The sequence below is a fragment of the Salegentibacter salarius genome, from assembly GCF_900168265.1.
GTDB lineage: Bacteria > Bacteroidota > Bacteroidia > Flavobacteriales > Flavobacteriaceae > Salegentibacter > Salegentibacter salarius.
Genome location: NZ_FVZF01000004.1, coordinates 58086 through 74579, shown reverse-complemented (window position 1 = coordinate 74579; position 16494 = coordinate 58086). Strand labels below are relative to the sequence as shown.

The window sequence follows — 16494 nt, the reverse complement described above, 5'->3', positions numbered from 1 at the left end:
GATGAGTTTAGCCGATTATAAAAAAAAGCGAAACTTTAAAAACACGCCAGAACCCGGCGCCGATTTTTCTACCGAAAATCGTGGGCGGTTTGTAATTCAGCGGCACGAAGCCACGCGATTGCATTATGACCTACGTCTGGAAATGGAAGGCGTTCTTAAAAGTTGGGCCGTGCCAAAAGGCCCTTCAATGAATCCTAAAGATAAACGCCTGGCAATTGAAACTGAAGATCATCCCGTTAAATATTTAGATTTTGAAGGTACAATCCCAAAAGGAAATTATGGAGCAGGGGAGATGCAGATTTGGGATAAAGGCACTTTTAAAGCCGCTGCAAAAACCAAAGATAACCTTGAAGCACAATGGGAAGATGGTAACCTGAAAATCGTTTTTACCGGCAGCAAGATTAAAGGTGAATTTGCTTTGGTTAAAACTAAGCGAGGTGATAAAAAGAACCAGTGGCTACTTATTAAAAAGAACGATGATTACTCTACCGATCTGGATTATGATGCGGAAGTTTTTACTGAAAAAAAGAGCCAAAATAAAGCCGATAAAAAACCTGAAGGAAAAGTTAGAAAAATAAATCCTTCAGAATTTATAAAACCGATGCTCGCTACCACCGGCAAGAAAATATTTAACGATCCAGATTGGATTTACGAGTTAAAATGGGATGGTTATCGCGCCCTGGCGCATATTGAAGACGGCAAGGTTGATCTCTATTCCCGCAATGGGATTTCCTTTAATTCTAAATTTCCAAAACTGGTAAAGGATTTAGAAAAGGTAGAAAATAATGTGATTTTAGACGGCGAAATTGTGGTTTTAAATAAAGATGGAATTTCACAATTTCAGGCTTTACAAAATTACGATGAAAATACTCCCGGAAGCCTGCGTTTCTATGTCTTCGATATGCTTTTTCTTAACGGTCATTCTATGTTAGATCTGCCGCTTTTAGAACGAAAAAGTTTAATCCCTGAAGTATTGGAAGACCTGGACATGGTTGACTATTGCGACCATATTGAAGGTATGGGCACCGCTTTTTATAAGAAAGCCATAGATTCAGGGATGGAAGGTGTGATTGCGAAGAAAGCCGATGCTACCTATTCTCCCGGCTATAGAACTGAAAAATGGCTAAAAATAAAGGCCGATAATTCCCGGGAAGTGCTTATTTGCGGATACACCACTTCAGAAGGCGCTGTTTTTGGTTCTTTGATTATGGGCGCTTACGAGGATGAGGAACTAAAATATATAGGGAACTGCGGGACCGGTTTTTCAAATGATGAACAGAAAGCATTGTTGAAAAAGTTTAAAAGCCGAGAACGTAAAACCTCTCCTTTTTCAGAAAAAATAAATTTAAAAGGGAGAGAACCGGTTTGGATGCGCCCCGATTTGATTGCTGAGGTAAAGTATTCGGAAATTACAAAAACAGGAAAACTGCGACATCCCGTTTTTAAAGCTCTTAGAAAAGATAAAGATCCCGAAGAAATTTCAGCTGAAGAAATTATTGAAAATAAAACTTCCGAAGAAAAGAAAACTAAAAAAGCTTCGTCAAAGAAATCTGGCGAAAGCCTGGAGATAGATGGTATAGAAGTGCCGTTTACCAATTTGGACAAGATGTATTGGCCAGATTCCGGGTTTAGGAAATACGATTTAATAGATTATTACATCCAGGTTTCAGAAGTGATGTTGCCTTATTTAAAAGACAGGCCACAAAATTTACACCGGCATCCTAATGGAATTAAAAAACAAGGCTTTTACCAGAAAGATAACGAGGGGAATTTACCAGATTGGGTAGCAACTACTGAGATTTATTCGGAATCTTCAGAAAAAGATATCGAATATTTACTTTGCCAGAACGAAGCTACGCTTTTATATATGGCGAATTTGGGTTGTATAGAGATCAATCCATGGAATTCGAGAATTGATAACCTGGATAATCCAGATTATACGGTGATAGATTTAGATCCTTCAGATAAAAATACTTTTGATGAAGTGATTGAAGTTGCCCAGGCTGCGAAAGAGGTAATGGATTTAGCCAAAGTTGATGGTTTCTGTAAAACTTCCGGTTCCAGCGGACTTCATATTTATATTCCGCTAGGCGGAAATTATAGTTATGATGAGGCGCGCGATTTCACCAAATTGCTGTGTTATTATATTGCAGATAAAGTCCCAAAAATAACCAGTATGGATCGCGCTAAAAAGAAACGAAAAGACAAGATCTACCTGGATTATTTACAAAATCGAAGAGGACAAACCCTGGCTTCAGCCTATTGTGCACGTCCAAAGCCTGGTGCGCCTGTTTCCGCTCCATTAGAATGGAAAGAAGTAAAAAGCGGACTCAAAATTCTGGATTTCAACATTAAAAATATGTCGCAACGAATTCAGAAAAAAGGTGATCTATTTAAACAAGTGCTCCAAAAAGGAATTGATATGGAGCAGGCTATGCAAAGCTTAGAATCTTCCTAAAGTTTAATTAAAAGCAAGGCGCGACTTCCTGATAATTTTTAACTTGACCAAAAGCGGAAATTAATGAAGAAAAGAATACGCAAACTTGCCGGTAGGTATAAATTAATAGATCAGGTCTTAATTACTCCTTATAGAAGTTATGGCACGCATTCTCACCTTTATATTAAGGGACGTGTATTGGATAATGAACCGCTAAAAATTACCCAGGATGCTAATTTTTTTAAAACCATAAAAACCACTTATAAGCAGTTTGATACGTTTGAAATCCCTGAAGCAAAAATAGATTTAAGCCTGCCCGGAAAAGTACAAACGAGTACAGAAACCAATGCTGAAGGTTATTTTTTATTTGAAGATAAAATAAAGGAAAACCTGGGAGAACACTCAGATGAAGAAGGCTGGTTAGATTACGATCTTTATTATAAAGGCCCAATGGGGAAGAAAACTGAATTATTGGAAGATCCTTTTACCGGTAGTTTTTTAATTCCGCATCCAGAAGCAGAATATGGTGTGATTAGCGATATAGACGATACCATTTTACATACCGGTGTTACTTCATTTTTAAAACTTAGATTGCTCAAAAATTCATTGTTAACCAATGCATATGATAGAATTCCGTTAAAAGGAGCGGCTGAGTTTTATCAGAAATTGCACGAAGGCCGGGACGGTACGCCTAATAATCCAATTTTTTATTTAAGTAACAGTCCGTGGAATTTATATGAATATCTCAAATTATTTTTAGATCACAATGCTTTCCCGAAAGGGCCAATTTTACTTCGGAAATTCAGAACCCCATTTGATGGAAGTATAAAACCGGAAAAGCCGCATAAGCAGAAGGAGATCACCAATATTTTACAAACGTATCCGAATATGGACTTTATCCTTATTGGAGACAGTGGGGAGCACGATGCCTCAATTTATACTGAAATTGCAGCACAATATCCAGATAGGATTATGGCCATCTACCTACGAAGTGTAAAGCATAAAAAGCAAATGAACCGTGTGCGAAGTATTATAGATAATTTTGAAACCACGCCGGTGCTTATGGTGGAAACTTCACAGGAAGCTGTGGCCCACGCAAAGGAACATGGATTTATTTAATCATCAATGCTATTCCCAACGGCAGTTTTTCTGCTGGCAGTGGTTTTTCTGGGCATTGTTCTAAATATATGATCCCAGAGTGGTGAAGAAACACCAAAAGCTCTGTCTGATTCTCGATAATGGTGAATGCTGTGATGTTGCCATAAAACCTTTAGAAAGTTGTTGGGAACTTTAAAGGCGTGTACCGAGTAATGTACCGCCAGGTAAGCAGCATATCCTATTAAAAATCCCGCCAGGAATCCAAAAACATAATCCCCTAAAACCGCCCGGTATAATATAAATAATACGGTAGCCACAACTAAACTCAAAACCGGTGGCATTGCTAATCGCGATTTATCTTTTGGGTAATCGTGATGCACGCCGTGCATGGTGTAAGAGATCTTTTTCTTTCTTTCGCTGGTAGCAGGAATATGGTACAGGTAACGGTGCATAATATATTCTACAAAAGTGAAAAAGAAAAGTCCGGCTACGAAGAGCCCTACCATTATTGGTGCTTCAAAACCTTTTTCAATAATTCCGTAATAAATTAATGCTACTGCAATTACTCCAAAAATAATCAGCGGAAAAGAAATATGCGTATGCGTAAGTTTTTCTAAAATTGGGTTTTCAAATAACTTTGGAGAACCCTTATGCTTTGGCCGTTTAAGTTTTGTTGATTCCATCTTCTCGTTTTTTTAAAACAACCCGTGAATCTCAGCGTCAATACGATTTATAATATTTCCCAGATCTTCAGGATCATCTACAAAGTTAATATTATCTACATCTATGATCAATAAATTGCCTTTGTTATAATTATGTACCCAGGCTTCATAGCGTTCATTTAACCTACTTAAATAATCTATAGAAATAGAGTTTTCGTAATCGCGCCCTCTTTTATGAATTTGGGAAACCAGGTTTGGAATACTACTTCTCAAATAAATAAGAAGATCTGGTCCCTGCACAACGCTTTCCATAAGGTCAAAAAGAGAGCTGTAATTCTCAAAGTCACGATTGGTCATTAATCCCATCGCGTGTAGGTTAGGTGCAAAAATGTGCGCATCTTCGTAGATCGTTCTATCCTGGATAATTTTCTTTCCGCTCTCACGAATTTGGAGTATTTGCCGAAACCTACTATTTAAAAAGTAAATCTGGAGGTTAAAAGACCAACGTTCCATTTTATTATAGAAGTCTTCGAGATAGGGATTTTCCAAGACATCTTCATACTGTGCTTCCCAGTTGTAATGTTTTGCTAATAATTTGGTGAGGGTGGTTTTTCCGGCGCCAATGTTCCCTGCAATCGCTACGTGCATAAATTCGTTATAATTAGATAGTTGTTAGGGCCGCTTTAAAAAGCGAGGATGTAAAGATACATGAATTAAGATTCTCTGAATTTTTACACCTTGTCAAATTAGTCATAAATCTTGAAAAGCTAAAGCTTTTGATTCTATATCTCCCTAAAATTGATTAACTTAAAGTAGAATTTAAGGCTATGAAATCCCTGTTAAAATATTTTTTCTGGTTTTTTTTCTGCGGAATTCAATTTGGAATGGCGCAGGAAAAAGATAAAGACCACCTGATGCTCACCCGCAGTGATTATAGTTTTGATGAGACAACTTCACGACTGGGACAAACTTTGAAACAAAATAATTCTCTTAGCCTTTTTACAGAAATTCGGCACTCAGAACAAGCTGAAAAAGCCGGGCTAGAACTTTCAGAAAAAAGCCTGTTTATCTTCGGAAATCCAAAGCAGGGCACTTTGTTGATGCAATGTGATCAATTATCAGGTCTGGATCTTCCGCTTAAAATTTTGGTTTATTCAAAAGATGATGAAACGCACATTACCTATAGTAGTATTAACTATTTAAAAAAAAGATACGAGCTTAAAAAAGCAAAGAATCTTAGACTGATCAATAAGGGGCTAAAAAAAATTGCCTCAAAAGCTTCAGGAAACAGGGTTAAAAAGTCTGGCAAGTTTAAGCTGGAGAAGCACCAGGGGATTATTTCAGAAATAAGTGAGTTTGATTTCAATACTACCTACGAGCGGCTGGTATCTGCGATTGAAACTAATCCTAATCTAAAAATTTTTTCAGAAATAGATCATTTTAAAAATGCTGAAGAGATAAATTTAGGATTGCGCCCAACCCGATTAATAATTTTCGGAAACCCAAAAATTGGTACTCCAATTATGCAGCAAAATGCAAAGATAGCCTTAGAGTTGCCGGTTAAATTTCTGGTATGGCGTGATGAGGCCGGCGTGGTGAAAATTTCTTATAACGATCCAGCATTTTTAGCAGAAAGGTTTAAACTCACCAATAATATTCCTGAGCTGGAAACAATGAAAAATGCTTTGGAGAACCTTAGTAGGAATGCTTCAAAATATTAGGAAATATTATCATTAACTAACTTTCTGTATTGATTTGGGGTGATTTTTTCAAAGCGTTTAAATTGGCGGTTAAAATAGCTGGTATTATTAAACCCGCTCTTGTAAGCGATATCGGCAAACTTACTGTTTGTTCTCTGAATAAGTTTTTTTGCAAATTTTATACGTTCTCCATTTAGGTAATCTATAGGGCTCTCACCAAGCGTATTTTTAAAACTTCGGTAAAAATTTGAAGTACTCATACAGGCTTTATCTGCGAGCTTATCTACCTGAATATTTTCGGTAAGATGTTCTCGCATATACTTTACGATAAACGCCATTCTATTATTATCAAAAAGCGTTTCATTGTCCAGAAGCATTACTTTTGCTTTAGTTTGAAGTAACCTTATAATAAGTTCCTTTACCATTAAATCTAACAACGCATCTTTAGCTTTACCATCTTCCAGGAAAGTACTAAAAATACGATCTAACACAAATTTTACCTGCTGGTTATTGGCCAGGTGTACTGCACTGGCATCAAAGCTATGTTGATCGTTTTCAAAATCTATACGCGTATTTTCATTAAAGATTTCTACGGTTTCTTTTATTTTATCGGGATCAATTCCCAGGGCCAGGCACCGCGTAGGATTTTTTGAATTGGCCAGCGGAAAATCTATGACCATCTTTTTATCTGAAGGTAGCACTACAGATTCTCCCGGGAAAAAATCAAAAGATTTCATCCCTTCCAGGTGCATTATTTTTTTACCGGTAAGCATACTTGCAATAATAGGAAAACTAAACTGAAGGTTTACACTTTCTGCTACCTGCCGGGTTTCAAAAACATTCAATTCAGCATAATCAGCACTATAGATCGTCCTGTTTTCTATTGAAGTATTTAACTTCAAATTGCGATTGTAGTTTGATAAATTAGTATTCAAAACCTGATTAATTTAATAAGATAGTAGTAATGTAGTATTTATTTATAGAAAAGTTCAATTAATTAATCTTAAAATTGAAGATATTGGAATGGTAAATTATAAAAATTATTTCTATGAGCTACTCAGCACCAAAATTTAAAGAAAAATATGGCAACTTTATTAACGGCAAATTTCAGGATCCTATTGATGGGGCTTATTTTGAAAACCATTCGCCGGTAGATAATAAGTTATTAGCCAAATATCCAAGATCTAACGAGAAAGATGTAAAAAGCGCCATTGAAGCTGCTAATAACGCAAAGCATGAATGGGGAAAAACTTCGGCCTCAGAACGGGCTGCGATTTTGCATAAGATAGCCGATGTTATTCACGAAAACCTGGAAACCTTTGCGCAAATGGAAACCGCCGATAATGGGAAATCCATTCGTGAAACAATGAATGCCGATGTTCCCCTGGCGGTAGATCATTTTAGATATTTCGCTTCAGCGATTAGGGCAGAAGAAGGATCGGCTACAGAACTTAACGAAAATACTCTTTCCTTAATTATTAACGAGCCACTTGGCGTGGTTGCTCAAATTATTCCGTGGAATTTTCCGTTATTAATGCTTGCCTGGAAAGTTGCTCCGGCTTTAGCTTCAGGCAACTGCGTGGTATTAAAACCTGCGGAACAAACGCCAGCTTCCGCAACATTTTTAGCTGAAAAGATTGCAGATCTTTTACCTCCGGGAGTTTTTAATGTTATTCATGGCTTTGGACCTGAAGCAGGAAAGCCTTTGGCTTCCAGCCCAAATGTAGATAAAGTGGCCTTTACCGGAGAAACCACTACCGGACAATTAATTATGCAATATGCTTCTAAAAACCTGCATCCGGTAACCATGGAACTTGGTGGAAAATCGCCTAATGTCTTCTTTAATAGTATTATGGATCACGACGATGCTTTCCTTGATAAATGTATTGAAGGCGCTGTGCTTTTTGCATTTAACCAGGGCGAAGTTTGTACCGCACCATCCAGGATCTTAATTCAGGAAGATATTTATGATGAATTCATTAAGCGGGTGATAGAGCGCACTAAAGCTATAAAGATGGGTAATCCCTTTGAGGAGTCTACGATGATGGGCGCACAGGCTTCCAGTGATCAGCACCAAAAGATTCTGGAATATATTAAGATAGGAAAGGATGAAGGCGCTGAGGTTTTAGCCGGCGGTGGTGCAGCAAAACTTGATGGAGATTTAGCTAACGGATTTTACATTCAGCCAACTATTTTAAAAGGCCATAATAAAATGAGGGTTTTTCAGGAAGAAATTTTTGGACCTGTGGTAGCGGTTTGTACTTTTAAAGATGAAGCCGAAGCTATTGAAATTGCAAATGATACGATGTATGGTCTTGGCGCCGGAGTTTGGACGCGAGATGCGCATCAATTATATCAAATTCCACGGGCAATAAAAGCAGGACGGGTTTGGGTAAATTGCTACCACGATTATCCTGCGCACGCACCATTTGGAGGTTATAAAAAATCTGGTTTCGGAAGAGAAAACCATTTAATGATGCTGAATCACTACAGGCAAAGTAAGAATATGCTAATTTCTTATGATAAGAATAAACTGGGATTCTTTTAGAAATGGACTATAAAAGAGTAGAAATAACTCCTGAGGCAGAAAAACTGCTGCAAGAACTTAAGCAACAGCACGGCGAGGTGATTTTTCACCAAAGCGGTGGCTGTTGCGACGGTTCTTCGCCCATGTTGTTGCCAAAAGAGGATTTTTATATTGATGATAATGATATTCTACTTGGGGAAGTTGGTGGTGTAAATTTTTATATGAGCCACGACCAATTTGAGTATTGGAAACATACTCACTTAACCGTAAATATTATAAAAGGTAGGGGTGGCAGTTTCTCGCTAGATATTCCTACCGGTTATCGCTTTTTAATAAAATCGAGAATGTTGAATGACGAAGAGAACAAAAATCTAAACCCTTAAATTATTGCTTAAGCAATGCCTGAAAACTGTTTATACCCTAAATATTCAGTTTTTCAGGTTTTTTTACACGATAATCGAGATTTAATGCTCCGAGGCTTGACTCTAAAATTTGATGTTTTAATTTCTCTGAAAAATTTAATTAAACCACTTATAGATTTCAGAAGAAGTATAGCATTCACCGCATTTAGAAAACATCCAGAGACAATCTATAAAATCGGTAAGCATATGAAAGAGCAAACCGATGAATATCAACTTCAGAAGCTTATTTTTAATAAAAAGAACCCCTAAAACATATCCGATAATTGCAAAATGAGAATGTAAGGGATGGTAGCCAATTCCACAGCGCATGGGATCAAATAATGGAGTGGCAAAAACATGATCAAGATCTACGGCCATAGTGGCGAGTAAAATAAGCCAGTTCCTTTTCCAGTTCTTTTTATCATAAAACCAGGCAATAGCACCAATAGCTATAAAATGAAGAAAATAATGGGTGAATGTTTGCAATTGAAGTTTTTATAAAATGAAGCTTCTAAAGAATTTCCAACTCTGGATCTCAATAAATTTATTAATTGTTTCCAGGCTCTTCTTCCTCTTCCGCTGAAGATTCTATTTTGCCCTTTAAAAGATCCTTCATTTTATTTTTTAGTACAATGAATCGCCAAATTCCAATAGTAAGGAACAATACAGAAATAACCAGCGCCAGGTAGCCAATATAATGCATCTCCTGGTATTCCTTAAGCTGAATTAAAGCCAAACCCCCCAGCAGAAAATACATAGCCGCTTGAGTGTAGGACAACAACGTACGTTCATTGGCGAGCTTAGTTCTTTCTAGCGCAAGATGTTCACGAATAATGCTTTCATCTATCTTTCTGTGAGTGAAAAGCTTTCCAAATTTAACCCTTCTCATAAAATTTCATATTTCAGCATGGAAACTGGATAGTTAATTTGCTTTAAAAGTTACCAAATTCGGTTTGTTTAAGCAAGAACTTAACTTCAACTATCCAGTTTGTGCTTTTGGTTTTTTAATTAGTCAACCTATGGCAGGTACAACCGGGTGCTGTAAAGCTTTGTGTACTTTCGTGCCATGGGAAAGCTGCATTGTATTTATTGTCTTCCCAGTAAAAATCACCGCGTTCTTTCGGGTTATTTCCAATTTCGTTCATCGTTTCAGCATCATATAATCTGCCGTTTACCATCGTGTAAATAACCGATTCAGAATTACGAATATCTTCTAACGGATTTTCCTCCAGAACAATCAGGTCGGCTAGTTTGCCTTCTTCCAAAGATCCAATTTCGCTGCCCATTCCTATATATTCGGCACCATTAATTGTAGCCGCCTGTAAAGCTTCCATATTGGTCATTCCGCCCATTTGCAGTAACCAAAGTTCCCAGTGAGCGCCAAGTCCCTGTAATTGTCCGTGCGCCCCAAGATTGACCTTTACGCCAAGATCTGAAAGTTCTTTGGCCGTTTCTGAAACCAAAATAGGTCCGTTTTTATATTCTTCTTCAGGAAGTTTAGTACGGTGTCTTGATCTGGAATCTACAATTTGTCGCGGAGTGAAATTCAGCAAACGTTCATTTTCCCACACATTATCTTTTTGATAGAAGTAATATTCACCGTTTATCCCGCCATAATTTACAATCAATGTTGGCGTATATCCCGTATTGCTATTTCCCCAAAGTGTTTTCACATCTTTGTAAACGGGGGCAACGGGAATATTATGTTCTATCCCGGTATGCCCGTCTACAATCATATTCATATTATGCAAAAAGGTACTTCCACCTTCAGGAACTACATTCATCTCCAGTTCTTTTGCGGCCTGCATTATTTGCTGGCGCTGTTCACGGCGCGGCTGGTTGTAACTTTTTACCGAAGTCGCTCCAAAGGCTTTTGTTCTCCTTAAAGCCGATTTAGCATCGTCAAGGCTATTAATTACTGCTTTAAAATCGCCTTCGGCACCGTATAAAATAATTCCGGTAGAGTAAATTCTTGGTCCTACCATTTCACCGGCTTTCACCATTTCTGCCATGCTAAAAATGCTTTCACTTAATGCCGAAGGATCGTGAACAGTGGTAACTCCAAAAGCCATATTTGCATATAAAGGCCAGTTCTTTTCAGGTGTTAAACCATATCTAAAAGCGCCAATATGAGCGTGGGCATCAACAATCCCCGGCATTATTGTTTTTCCTTCCAGGTCATAAACTTTCGCGCTATTGGGAATATTAACTTCGGAAGCTTCACCTACTGAAACAATTTTATTTTCTTTAATTAGAATACTTCCATTTTCAATTACCTTATCGCCATTCATAGTGATAATCCTGGCGTTTGTGAAAGCAATTTGCCCTTCCGGAACATCTGTTTTTAGTTTTAATCCTATTTTGGTTCCTTCCTCAGTAATATCGGGAATAGAATCGGGAGAACTTTCCAGGAAAGTAAAACGCTCTGAAACTTTATTAGTAAAATATTCGTCACCTAAAGTCCAGTGTACATTTTGGCTGTTTTTAGACCAATGCAGGTTCATTCCCGCGTCTTTAGTAATTTGTGTTACCGGAATACTTTTAGTGTTATTATCTAAATCCAGCGGCCTGCCGGTTAAAGTTAGTGGAGCCAAATACCCCTGGTGCAAATGACTAAATGCTACCCATTTATTATCAGGACTTGGCACTAAACGATTAGCGTGTTTTGAATTGATATGTGTACGCTCGTCATTTCCGCTTAGATCGATACTCTTTAAACTCTTTTCCAGGCTGCCCATAAGCGCGCCACCGGTTTGAAAGAAAATTCGGGAATCATCTTTACTGAACATTGGGAAATCTCCGGAATCGTGGATCTTCTTTTTATTTTCTCCGGAAGCACTAATCGTATAAATCCCGGGTTCTTTACTAAAGGTTTGCCCCTGGTCGCTGTTTCCTTCCTCTTTTACAAACACAATTTGGTTACCATCGTTTGAAAACACCGGATTTCTATAAATACCTTTTTCTGAAGTAAGTTTTTGCGGATTTCTTCCATTTAAACCTACTTTCATTAATGCACCCATTTTTGAATCACTCCAGGTTACATAAACTATTTCTTTGCCGTCAGGTGAAAATGCAGGTTCAAATTCAAAGTCTTCGCCATTGGTGATTCGCTGAGGTTTCCCGTTTGGTAAAGATTTTTTCCATAAATAACCTACCGCGTTAAAAACAAGAGTTTTTCCGTTAGGGGAAGTCACCGCGTGACGAATCACTTTAGGGTTGAATTCTTCCGAAAATACCTGGTGTTCGCTTCTATGGGTTTCTGCAATCTCTATGGTGTTTTGAACTTCAAAAGGAATAATTTCAGAGGAATAATCTTCAATATTTACCTTATTGATTTTTCCTTCACTCCAAAACACAATTTCTTCTCCCGAGGGCATCCAACTAAATCCGGGGTAAACCCCAAAAATAGCCCATGCTTCCTGCTGATCTTTGCTCAATTTGTCATACACCGGCCATTCCTCGCCAGTTTCCAGGTCGTGAATAAATAAAACCGATTTTGTTCTAACACGTTTTATAAAAGCAAGCTTCTTTCCATCAGGTGAAACCTGAGGTCTCGCTGCTCCGCCGGGACCACCGGTAATAGTCTTGTTCTCACCGGTTTCAAAATCATATCTTTTTATAACATAGATTTGTTTATTGGGATCTTTATTGTACTGAAACATTCCTCCAGGGTACATATCTTCGCTGTAATAAAGATAGCGTCCATCGGGAGAAATACTCGGTTCGTTTACATCCTGTTGGTCATTTTTACGCTCGGTAAGTTGTAAGCCTCCCTCGCCGCCAATGTGGTATAGCCACATTTCGCCGGCCCCAAGGGAACGACCAGAAGTAAAATGTTTCCTGGCTACAACGGCATTTCCGTCCGGTGTCCAAACCGCATTATTTAATAATCTAAAATCTTCTTTGGTAAGCTGCTTTGCATTTTCTCCTTCGGTGTCCATTATCCAGATGTTATCGCCTCCTCCGGCATCGCTGGTAAAAGAGATCTTAGAACCATCTGGGCTAAATCGTGGTTGGACTTCATAAGCCATTCCGCTTCTTAAAAGTTCTGCATTTCCGCCACTAATTGGCATTTTATAAATATCACCCAAAAGGTCAAAAACAATAGTTTTTCCATCTGGGGAAACATCGAGGTTTATCCAGGTGCCTTCATCGGTTTTTAGAGGTACTTCTTTAATGTTCCAATCGTCGGAATAGGGATCATTTACATCCCATTTCTTTTCTTCTTCTTTTTCTTGAGAAAATAGGTTTGGAGTGGCCAGTAGAAAAATAATAGCCGGGAGGAATTTTCTAAGCATAGTGTGGTTTTTAATGAATATTTGTAATTATGCTAATTAGGTGTAATAACTGTCACTTCGAGTGGTTTCCGATGATAATCGGAACCGTATCGAGAAGTGTTAATTGCTTTCAATCTGTTCTCGATACGGTTTTTTAATGCTATCGCTAAAAAATCTACTCGAACTGACGTACCCGTAAAAGATGCTTAATCAGATACTTTTTTAACGAGGCTAAATATACTATGAAATGCTTAAAAAGTAGAATAGTGATTATTTAATTAAATTTTCCCAGGATTTTGTGAAGATGTTATCCCTTAAAACTATCTTTTCTATTAAGTTTGATTTGAATGTTTTACTGAATAAAATTTGTTGAAAATGAAAACTAATAAACCCGAAGTCTGGTTGCGGGGAAAAGTAGAAGGTGTACCCAATTTGCTGCAGCCCGCCGCTCACGCGCTATTACAATCTGGCGAAGAGGTGCAAAAATATATGCAGGATTTTCCAGAAGAATTGCTTTGGGAAAAGCCTGCCGGTCGTGCTTCAGTAGGATTTCACCTGCAACATTTAACCGGAGTGATGGATAGAATGCTGACTTACGCGCAAGCCGAAAAATTATCGGAAAATCAGTTTCAGTATTTAAAAAATGAAGGAAAGCCAGATCAAGAAATATCGGGTGCATTTCTTGTAAAAAATTTCTGGGAAAAAGTAGATGAGGCGATTGATTTTCTAAAAAATACACCTGAAAATATTTTAACCGAATATAGACCGGTAGGCAGAAAGGAACTGCCTTCAACGGTAATCGGCTTGCTTTTTCACGCGGCAGAGCATAGTCAGCGGCACGTGGGGCAACTTTTGGTAACGGTGAGTTTTTTAATGGAGAACAGGGAAAATTAAAAAGGTAAATTGCTTAGATCTACATTACCTCCAGAGATGATTATTCCCACTCTTTTTCCGTGAAATTTTTCTTTTTCCCGTAACACTGCCGCAAAAGCTACAGCGGCAGAGGGTTCAACTACAATCTTCATTCGTTCCCAAATGAGTTTCATAGCCGTAATGATTTCTTCTTCCTCCACACGAATAATTTCGGAAACTTTATCTTGAATAATAGGAAAATTCTTATCGCCCAAATTTGTTTTTAAACCATCTGCGATGGTATTGGTAGTTTTATTGAACTCAATTTTTCCGCTTTCCAGGGAGCGATAAGCATCATCAACTTCAAAAGGTTCTGCGCCTATGGTTTTACAGTTTTCAGCATAAAAATCTACTGCCAGTGCAGTTCCGGCTAAAAGCCCGCCACCGCCAACCGGAGTAATGATCACATCAAATTCGGGGAAATCTTCAAGAAATTCTTTTGCCGCAGTTCCCTGGCCATAGATCACATTAAGATCGTTGGAAGGATGTAAAAAAGTAGCACCGGTTTCTTCTTCTATTTTTGCCGCGGCCGCTTCCCGGGCTTTTATATTGGGTTCACACTCGGTAATCTGGCCGCCATAAGTTTTTACGGCATCTTTTTTAACTTGTGGAGCAGAGGAAGGCATCACGATATAGGCCGGAATTCCCAGGCTTTTTGCTGAAAGGGAAACCGCCTGCGCAAAGTTGCCCGAAGAATGTGTAACCACGCCTTTTGCTCGCTCTTCTGCGCTTAGCGCTAAGATTGCGGCAGTAGCACCACGCATTTTAAATGCGCCCATTCTTTGAAAATTCTCACACTTAAAATACACTTCGGTTTCGGCAAGACCATTTAATAAACGTGATCGCATTATAGGCGTGCGCTTAATATAGGTTGCAATTTTTGAGTGTAGTTTTGTGAATTCCTCTTTACTTATCATTATAACCGGTTTCTGCTAATAAAATTAATGCAAATTATTCAGTAAACAACTTCGGAACAAGCTCACGAAGCATTATTATTGAAAAATATAATTTCGAGGCAAGCCCGGGAGCATTTAATCTCGATTATCGAGTAAAAATTAAAATGTAAGCTTGAATAATCACTTATTTTTCCTCTTCAATAGGAACGGAAAGCACCGGAATTTCAGCATTTTTAAATAGTTCTACCGCTACACTTTCTGCAAAAAGATTATAGAAAAAGCTGTGTTTGTGAGTACCTACAATCAACATATCTGCTTTTAATTTTTTGGCTTCTTCAAGCACTGTTTCTACTGTAGACCCCTGAATTAAGAGCGCATCAGAGTCAATCTCGTTGCTAAGAAACATTTCGCAAATTTGCTGCAATTCCTTATGTTCAGCCTTAAGTTCATCGGCGCGCATATCTCTAATGTATTGCGGGCCGGTATCATAACCTACAAAATCGGGATCTGGGGCAGCCACATGGACCACCCAGACCTTTGCCCCGAATTTTTCAGCAATACTTTCAGCATAAGCCATCAGTTCTCCCACAGCATCGTTAAAATCTACTGCTACAAGAATATTTTTGAAGATTTTCATACGCTGAATTTTTTAATTAATAACCTCTATCTCTTTCAACTACATTTTTAAGCTCTTCATCCTCCTGTAATCTTTCATAGTTCTCAATAATTTGAGGGACTACAGAATTTGGATGGGTAACACTGGCAATGTGTGGGGTTACTCTAATTTTTGGATGTTTCCAAAATGGATGTTCATCTCTAATAGGTTCTTCCCAAAATACATCTAATGCTGCACCAGAGAGATGACCGTCGTCTACTTTAGCCAGTAGATCCTGTTCTACTAAATGTTCACCTCGGGCAACATTTACTACATAAGCTCCTTCGGGTAATTTTTCGAATAATTCTTTGTTGAGAATTTTCTCAGTTTTAGGAGTTAGGGGTAGCATATTTACCAAAATATCTGACTGTGCTAGAAAATCATCTAATTCATCTTCTCCGGCAAAGCTTTCTACATTTTCAAATTCCTTTTTATGGTTGGAAAACCCTATAACCTGGAATCCGTTTTTTAGTAAACTATTGGCTACACTTTGTCCAAGATTACCTATCCCTAAGATTCCAACTTTAACGTCGTTATTACGAGTATAGGAAATAGGATCCCATTTTTCATTTATTTGGCTTTCACGGTAGTGTAATAGGTTTCTTTGGTGAGCCAAAACAAGGCTTAGTACAAAAGTTCCCATATCTTCTTCCAAACGCTCATCTACCACTTTGGTAATCTTTACGTTTTCCGGAAGCTCTTCATCACTTGTAATATGGTCTACACCAGCACCCATAGAAGCAATAACTTTTAGATTTGGGTAATTTTGAAAAATTCCGCGGGGATGGTTCCAGGTTAAGGCGAATTCCACTTCTTCTTTGTCGTGGTCTTCTGGGTAAACATAGATATTTAAACCTGGATGTTGTTCTTTTAAGGCTTCAACCCAGGCTTTCGGGTCTTTGCCCGGACTAACTACTAATAATGACATT

15 protein-coding genes are annotated in these 16494 nt (G+C 38.1%); 6 read left to right on the top strand and 9 right to left on the bottom strand.

Annotated elements, in window-relative coordinates:
* Position 1: 1 nt before the first annotated feature.
* Both ligD and B5440_RS03845 read left to right on the top strand, forming a co-directional pair.
* A complete protein-coding gene (gene ligD / locus B5440_RS03850) occupies positions 2-2458 on the top strand; it encodes a DNA ligase D (protein ID WP_070054876.1) in 2457 nt (818 codons plus the stop codon).
* Positions 2459-2521: 63 nt separating this feature from the next.
* Complete coding sequence (locus B5440_RS03845; protein ID WP_070054877.1) at positions 2522-3556, top strand: App1 family protein; 1035 nt, start codon at positions 2522-2524, stop codon at positions 3554-3556.
* Here B5440_RS03845 and B5440_RS03840 read toward each other — a convergent pair.
* Positions 3553-4218: a sterol desaturase family protein gene (locus tag B5440_RS03840; RefSeq protein WP_070054878.1), complete on the bottom strand. Its 666-nt coding sequence runs from the start codon at positions 4216-4218 to the stop codon at positions 3553-3555. The two genes, B5440_RS03845 and B5440_RS03840, sit on opposite strands and share 4 nt — an antisense overlap.
* 12 nt (positions 4219-4230) lie before the next feature.
* Positions 4231-4845, bottom strand: a complete 615-nt coding sequence (locus B5440_RS03835) for a deoxynucleoside kinase (protein WP_057480549.1) — start codon at positions 4843-4845, stop codon at positions 4231-4233.
* Positions 4846-5024: 179 nt separating this feature from the next.
* Between B5440_RS03835 and B5440_RS03830 the strand changes: the two genes are divergently transcribed.
* On the top strand, positions 5025-5918 hold the full coding sequence (locus tag B5440_RS03830; protein ID WP_079711060.1) for a DUF302 domain-containing protein: 894 nt from the start codon (positions 5025-5027) through the stop codon (positions 5916-5918).
* Here the strand turns inward: B5440_RS03830 and B5440_RS03825 are convergent.
* A complete protein-coding gene (locus B5440_RS03825) occupies positions 5915-6832 on the bottom strand; it encodes an AraC family transcriptional regulator (RefSeq protein WP_070054879.1) in 918 nt (305 codons plus the stop codon). The genes B5440_RS03830 and B5440_RS03825 overlap by 4 nt on opposite strands.
* A 113-nt stretch (positions 6833-6945) precedes the next feature.
* Between B5440_RS03825 and B5440_RS03820 the strand changes: the two genes are divergently transcribed.
* Both B5440_RS03820 and B5440_RS03815 read left to right on the top strand, forming a co-directional pair.
* On the top strand, positions 6946-8445 hold the full coding sequence (locus B5440_RS03820; protein ID WP_070054880.1) for an aldehyde dehydrogenase family protein: 1500 nt from the start codon (positions 6946-6948) through the stop codon (positions 8443-8445).
* Between the two features lie 2 nt (positions 8446-8447).
* Positions 8448-8807: a DUF779 domain-containing protein gene (locus tag B5440_RS03815; RefSeq protein WP_070054881.1), complete on the top strand. Its 360-nt coding sequence runs from the start codon at positions 8448-8450 to the stop codon at positions 8805-8807.
* 135 nt (positions 8808-8942) lie between these two features.
* On the opposite strand, the gene B5440_RS03810 is transcribed toward B5440_RS03815, so the two are convergent.
* From B5440_RS03810 to B5440_RS03800, 3 genes are all read right to left on the bottom strand, one after another.
* Complete coding sequence (locus B5440_RS03810) at positions 8943-9311, bottom strand: DUF6122 family protein (RefSeq protein ID WP_070054882.1); 369 nt, start codon at positions 9309-9311, stop codon at positions 8943-8945.
* Positions 9312-9372: 61 nt separating this feature from the next.
* Positions 9373-9714 (bottom strand): DUF202 domain-containing protein, encoded by a 342-nt coding sequence (locus B5440_RS03805; RefSeq protein WP_070054883.1) that lies wholly within the window; start codon positions 9712-9714, stop codon positions 9373-9375.
* A 115-nt stretch (positions 9715-9829) separates the two neighbouring features.
* Positions 9830-13123: an amidohydrolase family protein gene (locus B5440_RS03800; protein WP_070054884.1), complete on the bottom strand. Its 3294-nt coding sequence runs from the start codon at positions 13121-13123 to the stop codon at positions 9830-9832.
* A 354-nt stretch (positions 13124-13477) separates the two neighbouring features.
* Between B5440_RS03800 and B5440_RS03795 the strand changes: the two genes are divergently transcribed.
* A complete protein-coding gene (locus B5440_RS03795; RefSeq protein ID WP_070054885.1) occupies positions 13478-13996 on the top strand; it encodes a DinB family protein in 519 nt (172 codons plus the stop codon).
* On the opposite strand, the gene B5440_RS03790 is transcribed toward B5440_RS03795, so the two are convergent.
* The 3 genes from B5440_RS03790 to B5440_RS03780 form a co-directional block, all read right to left on the bottom strand.
* Positions 13993-14931, bottom strand: coding sequence for a pyridoxal-phosphate dependent enzyme (locus B5440_RS03790; RefSeq protein ID WP_070054886.1), 939 nt, complete (start codon positions 14929-14931; stop codon positions 13993-13995). The two genes, B5440_RS03795 and B5440_RS03790, sit on opposite strands and share 4 nt — an antisense overlap.
* 163 nt (positions 14932-15094) lie before the next feature.
* Positions 15095-15547, bottom strand: coding sequence for a universal stress protein (locus B5440_RS03785; protein ID WP_070054887.1), 453 nt, complete (start codon positions 15545-15547; stop codon positions 15095-15097).
* 16 nt (positions 15548-15563) lie between these two features.
* Complete coding sequence (locus B5440_RS03780; RefSeq protein WP_070054888.1) at positions 15564-16493, bottom strand: 2-hydroxyacid dehydrogenase; 930 nt, start codon at positions 16491-16493, stop codon at positions 15564-15566.
* Between the last annotated feature and the right edge of the window lies 1 nt (position 16494).